Origin of the sequence: Streptomyces sp. NBRC 110035 (assembly GCF_000829695.1) — a bacterium.
Lineage (GTDB): Bacteria > Actinomycetota > Actinomycetes > Streptomycetales > Streptomycetaceae > Streptomyces.
On sequence record NZ_BBNN01000015.1, the window covers coordinates 533,141 to 539,555 of the forward strand.

Consider the following 6,415-nt stretch of genomic DNA (forward strand, 5'->3'; position numbering starts at 1 on the left):
CACCGATGAACGCCTTCCCGCCCGCCGCGGCAACCGCCCAGCACCAGGTGCGCACGCCCCCGGACAAGACCCTCGACACCGCCTCGGCCGAAGTCGTGCTGTGGCGCTCCGCGCAGATCCGGGCCGGTCACGGCCCCCGCGCCCGCGCCGCCACCCGGGCCCTGGCGGAGGACTTCAACGAGCGGAACGAGGGCATCGCCACCGCACTCAGCTTCGAGGACGCCTTCGGCACCCGGGGCCGCCTGCACTGGCTGATCCACCTGCGCTCCCTGGGGGACTACACCGCGCTGACCCAGCGCGGAGCCGACCGAGGGAGCGGTGTCTTCGGGCGCGACGCCGGCGAGGACGACGGCTGGGAGGAGCTGTTCGAGGCGGGCAGCGTGCGGGAGACCGTCCTGCTGCCGCACCGCTGGGGCATCTTCGGCACCGCCACCGAGGCGATGGCGCAGCAGGAGACGACGCGGCAGGACCTGAACCCGGTCGAGACGGTGGACGGCCGGGCCCGGTTCCAACTGTTGCCGGCCGCGCGGCAGAGCTCGCTGCCCCTCGAGAGCCTGCTCACCAGCGCGTCGTCCGGGCTGCTCATGCACCGCACCGCCCAGGTGCACTACGCGTACCGGGCGGAGGCCCGGGTGCTCGTCCGGACGCTCGCCGAGACGTACAACCTGAACGCCAAGGGCCGGACCACGGTCCTGCTGTTCGAGGAGGCGTTCGGGCAGATGGACCGCCTCCACATGTTCATCCACATGGCGGACATCGAGGCATACCAAGAGCTGATGGCGCTGGACGCGAGCCCGGACCCGAGCGCGCCCCGGGCGTCCTACATCCAGGAGTGGATCTCGCCGGAGCGTGGCGGCGGCACCTGGGACAAGATCGTCATCCAGGACAGCGCCAGGGACGGTCTGCTGGTGCCCCGGACGTTCGGCTGAGCGTCAGACACACGCACGCGTCCCCGCTCCGGGAATCCGGGGCAGGGGACGCGTACGTGGGTGCGCGGGACGGAACCTCATGGGCGGCGGGTCAGGAACCCGCCGGGACCGGTGGGTCCGGACGGCGGTCGGCACCGGACGGCGGTCAGGCCATCGCGGTGATGCAGAAGGGGTAGCCGACCGGGTCGAGCAGGACTGTCCACTTGCCTTCGCCCGGCTGGTCCTCGGGCTTGGTGGCGCCCAGTTCCAGGAGTTCGGCCTCGGCCTTGTTCAGGTCCGTGACGCTGAAGTCGATGTGTACGCGATGGGCCGCGTCCGGCCAGGTCGGGGCTTTGAATCCGTCAATCTTGACGAATCCCATACGCATGCCGTTCTCGCCTGCCAGATATGCCGCCGACTCGCTGGTGAAGATCTTCTGCCAGTCGGTTGCCCGAGCGTAGAAGTCGGCCAGTGATTCCGGGTCGGGACAACTCAAGGTGATGGCTCCGGGCTGAGTGATCGCTGCCATTAATCCACCCTTTCAGGAATGTGGTTGGGGGCCGGGATGCCCGCACGCAGTCTTCCACGAAGATGCCACGGCGGGAGCCGAACCAACGATCTTCCGGACTACGTCCCACGGCAGCACACTATTGAGCATTCGGCGCCTTTGCCCGGCCGTACCGTCGGATCATGACGGATAACCTGGAACGTATGCCCGAGGACTGGGAGAACGCGCTCGTACTGGCCGCGCACCCCGACGACGTCGAGTTCGGTTCCGCGGGAGCGGTCGCGGTGTGGACCCGCAAGGGACACGCCGTGTCCTACCTGCTGGCCACTCGCGGCGAAGCGGGGATCGACAGCATGCCCCCCGCGCGGGCGGCCGAGGTGCGCGAGACCGAGCAGCGGCAGGCCGCCGCCCAAGTGGGCGTCACTGAAGTGGAGTTCCTCGACCACCCCGATGGCGCGGTGCGCGCCGGCGAGGCGCTGCGGAGCGGCCTAGTGGCCGCGATCCGCAGGCTGCGCCCGCAGCTCGTAGTCGTCTTCAACCACCATGAGCGCACCGGCACCGGACGGTGGAACGCCCCCGACCACCGCGAGTTCGGGCGATGCGCGCTGGACGCCGTCATGGACGCCGGGAACCGGTGGATACTGCCGGACGCGGGTGAGCCGTGGTCGGTGAAGTACCTCGCCGTGGCGAACTCTCCCCAGCCCACCCACGCCGTGGACATCTCCACCGGCCTGGACGCCGCCGTCGCGTCACTCGGAGCTCACGAGACCTACCTCGCGAGCCTGGGATACACCCGGGAAGCTGTGCGGCCCGCCGTCAACGGCCAGGCGCAGGCGACCGGCGCGCGCTTCGGGGGGGTGCCTGCGGTGGCGTTCGAACTGATCCCCTGCTGACCGGGTTTCCCCGGCGCCACCGCGGGCCCGGTCCGGTCAGACCGGCTTCTCCGCGGCGGTCAGCCAGCACGACCACGCCTGCCGCCGCACCCGCTGCGGTTCCGGCAGGGCACGCAGCTGCTCCAGGATCGGCGCGACGACCTCCGCCGCCTGCTCGGGCTCCAGCCGCTGGAGGAACGGCACCTGCCGGTTGGTGATCAGCGCGATGAAGGTGTCGGGGTTCATCCCGCTCTCGTACTCCGGCTCCAGGCCTTGCCGGAGCAGCCGCAGCCCGGCCGCCTCGGCCGCCGCCCGCACCGCGTCGGGCTCGTCGGGGCGGGCCGGCTGCATCGCCTGAACCTGGCGCAAAATAAGCACCAGGTCGTCGGCGTCGGCTACGGGGTCACCGTGGCGTATCACCACCCGGCCGCCGGGCCGCAGCACCCGCGCCGCCTCGGTCAGCACCGCCGTCATGTCGGCCATCAGGTGCAGCGCGTGCACGTACACGACGTTGTCCTGCGAGGCGTCGTCGAACGGAAGCGCCATCCCGTCGCCGATCAGCAGCTCGCCGTCGAAGCGTTTCGCGGCGACGTCGAGCATCGGCTGGGAGACGTCCACGCCGCGCACCGTGCGCCCCAGAGCGGCCAGGCCGGCCGCCACCACACCGGTTCCCACGCCGACTTCGAGCACCGGGCCGGGGGCGAGATGCGGTGAGATCGTGGCAGCGGTCATGTGTCCGCGCCCCTCACCTCCGCGAGCCGCGTCGTAGTGGGCGGCGAGCTTGTCGAACTTCACGGAACTGGTCATGGCGTCACTTCCTCGCGGAATGGGGTCATGCCCTCGTGGGCGTACGTATGGGACGAACTGGACGCCGGAGGCGGGTTCACGGGCACGGGGCCCAGCGGATCTCCGCCGGTCCCGTGGCGAGGGGCGCACCGCCCGACGGGTCGTCGAGAAAGGCTCCGCAGACCGCCGCCACCACCTCGGGGCGGTCGATCATGGTGTAGTGCGTGGCACCGACGAGCTCACCGTGCCGGCCTGCCAGCAGCGGCATCAGCGCCGCCGGCGGTTCGGGAGCGGCGACCCGGTCGAGGTCCGCGGCCAGGGACAGCAGCGGCGGCAGGCCCGATGCAGGGCCGGGCAGCGGACGTTGCCACAGCTCGGTCAGCTGACGGCTGTAGCGGACCAGCGCGTCCGGATCCCGGAACGGGCGGCGCAGTACGGACTCCACGCCCGCCGGGGCACGGGCGAGCACCTCGACGGCCGCGCGCCCCTCGTCGGCGGGCAGCGGCTCGGGCACGGCGCCGCCGGTGAGCATCCTGAGCGCCCTCTGCGCCCGCCCGGGTCGCGCGGCGACGGAGGCGCACACCGCGCCCAGATCGCGTTCGTAGGCGGAGCAGGCGTCGCCCGCCGCCCTCGGGTACGAGCCGTGCAGCAGCACCAGCGCCCGGACGGAGGAGGGGCGGCTGTGCGCGTACTCCAGCGCGATCTGGGCCCCCGAGCACCACCCGACGACGTCGCACGAGGCCGCCCCTTCGGCGTCCAGTACGGCGTCGATGTCGGTCAAATGGCCGTCGAGCAGCCAGGGTTGTCCCGACGGAGCGGTTTCCCCGGCGTCCCACATCACCAACCGCCGCCCCGGCAGCAGCCGTTCGGCCAGCGGATGCCAGACCTCGTCGGTATGCCCCAGGGCGGTGAGCAGCACCAGCATCGGCCCTCGCCCGCCGACCCGGTAGCGCAGGCGGCGGCCCGCGTGCCGTACCACGCGGCGCTCCAGGGACCGGCCCAGGTGCGCGGCCCGCGCGGCCCGCAGCGCGCCCTGCCGGTCCTGCCGCTGCCGCCATGCCCGCCACGCGCCGGCCGGGACGTGGCCGGCGGCGCGGCCGGGGTCGACGTCGTCGGTGTCCTCGTCCGGCCGGGTTCGGCGCCGCCGGTCCAGCAGCTCGTCCACAGCCGTGAACGCCGCCGGATCCGTCGCCGTGAGCGTCACACCGAACGCGTCGGCCACTGCCTCGGCGGCACCCGTCGGCGGGTCGCCCGCCCGCAGCGGGCGCGTGGCGAAGTAGCCGGGCTCCCGGCGCGTCACCTCCGTGTACGTCCGGTGCACGGCGCACAGGAACGACTCGATGGTCTCGGGCATGGTCCTCCCACTCTCGGCCGCGTTCCGAGCATGATCGGACCTTCTTTGCCATGCCGCTCAGTTGTGAGCAGCACGGGCAGCCCGGCACCGGTTCGCTGACAGGCTCACCGAGGGAGAGGGCATCTGGACATGATCGGGTACGAGACCCTGGAGCAGATACTGCGGGCTCAACTGCCTGCGCTGGCGCAGGAGGCGGCGGTTCCCAAGGACCTGCCGCTGGCCACCGTCGGGCTGGACTCGGTCGCGGCGGTGGTGCTGATGGACACCCTGGAGGACATCCTGGGCGTGACCTTCCCCGACCACACCATCACGCCGACCACGTTCCGCACGCCGGGCACGCTGTGGGCGGTCGTCGGGCAGCTGGCGAACGGCTGACCGGGATGCCCGCCGACGGATTACTGCTCGACCAGTGGTTCGACCGTGGGCGTTCGCTCGCCCCCGGCGGACCGGCGCTGCGGGTCGGACAACAGACCCTGACCTACGAGGCGTTGGACCGTGAGGTGTCGGCGCTGGCCGGTCCGCTCGTAGCGGACGGGCGGCGCCGGGTGGGCGTCCTGGCCGCCAAGAGCGTGACGGCGTACGGCGGATTCCTGGCCGCCCTGCGCGCCGGCGCCTGTGCTGTCCCGCTCGCCCCCGACGCGCCGCCGGACCGGCTCACCGCCGTGGCCGCGGCGGCCGGGCTGGACGCGCTGGTGGTGGATGCCACCGGTGCCGCCGCGCTGCCCGCCCTGCTGCCGCTGCTCGGACCGGGCACCCTCGTCACCGCCGACCTGCCCGAACCGCCCTCCCCGGCCGGCCCCTCCGGGACCGGCCCTCAGGTGCGCAGGCCCGGGCCGCCCGGCATCGTCCGGGTGCCCGGACGATGCCCCGACGACCTCGCCTACCTGATGTTCACTTCGGGCAGCACGGGGGTGCCCAAGGGGGTGCCGATACGGCACCGCAACATCAGTGCCTTCGTGCGTACCGCCCTCGAACGCTACGACTTCGGCCCCGGCGACCGGTTCAGCCAGATCTACGAGCTGACCTTCGACCTGTCGATGAGCGAGCTGTTTCTCGCCTGGGGCTCCGGCGGCTGCCTCTGCGCCCTCAACCGGCTTCAGGCGCTGGCACCGGCCCGGCTGGCCGGTCAGCACATCACCGTCTGGCATGCCACCCCCAGCCTGGCGGCCTCGCTGCGCATCACCGGCCGCCTCGACCCCGGTTGCCTGCCGGACCTCCGTACGACGATCTTCTGCGGCGAGCCGCTCACCACCGGCACCGCGCGTGCGTGGCGCACGGCAGCTCCCCACTCCGTCATCGACAACCTGTACGGACCGACCGAGGCCAGCGTCGCCTGTACGGGACATGTCTGGGACGGCGCCGACGACACGCCGGACGACGCCGTCGTGCCGATCGGCGAGCCGTTTCCCGGCGTCCACACCCTCGTCGTCGACGAGGACGGCACACCGGCGAGCAGCGGCGAACTCTGCCTGCGCGGCGCACAGGTGTTCAGCGGCTATCTGGACCCTGCCGAGGACGCGCAGAGGTTCCTTGACCTCGACGGACACCGCTGGTACCGCACCGGCGACCTGGTGCGCCGCGGCCCCGCGGGTATGACCCATCTGGGCCGCTCCGACAGTCAGCTCAAGGTCCAGGGCTACCGGGTCGAGACGGGGGAGGTCGGCGAGGCCCTGCGCGCCGCCGCCCCGGGCGCGGAGGTGGCCGTCCTCACGGTCGCCGGAGACAGCGGCCCGCAGCTCGTCGCCTGTCTGATGGGCGGACCGGCCGTCAACCAGGCCGAGGTCCTGCGCCGGGCCGCCCTACGGCTGCCCGCGTACATGCTGCCGCGCCTGCTGTGGTGGGTGCCGGAGCCCGTCCTCAATGCCAACGGCAAGGTCGATCGTCCCCGTCTGCGCCGGGTCGCCGAACAGCGCCTGGCCTCGATGCAGTCCTCAGCGCGCCGGCCCGCTCAGATCTGAGCGGGCATCGGCGCCGTCGCCAGTGATGC

At 72.4% G+C, this 6,415-nt stretch carries 7 protein-coding genes; 4 read left to right on the forward strand and 3 right to left on the reverse strand.

Annotated features, from left to right (window positions below):
- Positions 1-5 precede the first annotated feature (5 nt).
- Positions 6-929: a DUF6039 family protein gene (locus TU30_RS02470; RefSeq protein WP_042163770.1), complete on the forward strand. Its 924-nt coding sequence runs from the start codon at positions 6-8 to the stop codon at positions 927-929.
- A gap of 145 nt (positions 930-1,074) precedes the next feature.
- Here TU30_RS02470 and TU30_RS02475 read toward each other — a convergent pair whose 3' ends face one another.
- Positions 1,075-1,437, reverse strand: a complete 363-nt coding sequence (locus TU30_RS02475; RefSeq protein ID WP_042163773.1) for a VOC family protein — start codon at positions 1,435-1,437, stop codon at positions 1,075-1,077.
- Between the two features lie 161 nt (positions 1,438-1,598).
- Here TU30_RS02475 and TU30_RS02480 point away from each other — a divergent pair, with 161 nt between their 5' ends.
- Positions 1,599-2,309 (forward strand): PIG-L deacetylase family protein, encoded by a 711-nt coding sequence (locus TU30_RS02480; protein ID WP_042163774.1) that lies wholly within the window; start codon positions 1,599-1,601, stop codon positions 2,307-2,309.
- A 36-nt stretch (positions 2,310-2,345) separates the two neighbouring features.
- On the opposite strand, the gene TU30_RS02485 is transcribed toward TU30_RS02480, so the two are convergent.
- Together TU30_RS02485 and TU30_RS02490 are read right to left on the reverse strand one after the other, a co-directional pair.
- Positions 2,346-3,095, reverse strand: coding sequence for a class I SAM-dependent methyltransferase (locus tag TU30_RS02485; RefSeq protein ID WP_042163775.1), 750 nt, complete (start codon positions 3,093-3,095; stop codon positions 2,346-2,348).
- A gap of 76 nt (positions 3,096-3,171) precedes the next feature.
- The gene (locus TU30_RS02490; protein ID WP_042163776.1) at positions 3,172-4,428 is read right to left on the reverse strand and encodes an alpha/beta fold hydrolase; all 1,257 of its coding nucleotides are present in this window, start codon (positions 4,426-4,428) and stop codon (positions 3,172-3,174) included.
- Positions 4,429-4,557: 129 nt separating this feature from the next.
- On the opposite strand from TU30_RS02490, the gene TU30_RS02495 reads away from it, so the two are divergent.
- Together TU30_RS02495 and TU30_RS02500 are read left to right on the forward strand one after the other, a co-directional pair.
- On the forward strand, positions 4,558-4,803 hold the full coding sequence (locus TU30_RS02495; RefSeq protein WP_042163778.1) for a phosphopantetheine-binding protein: 246 nt from the start codon (positions 4,558-4,560) through the stop codon (positions 4,801-4,803).
- A gap of 5 nt (positions 4,804-4,808) precedes the next feature.
- Entirely contained in the window at positions 4,809-6,386 is a 1,578-nt protein-coding gene (locus TU30_RS02500) for an AMP-binding protein (RefSeq protein ID WP_042163780.1), read from the forward strand.
- Positions 6,387-6,415 lie beyond the last annotated feature (29 nt).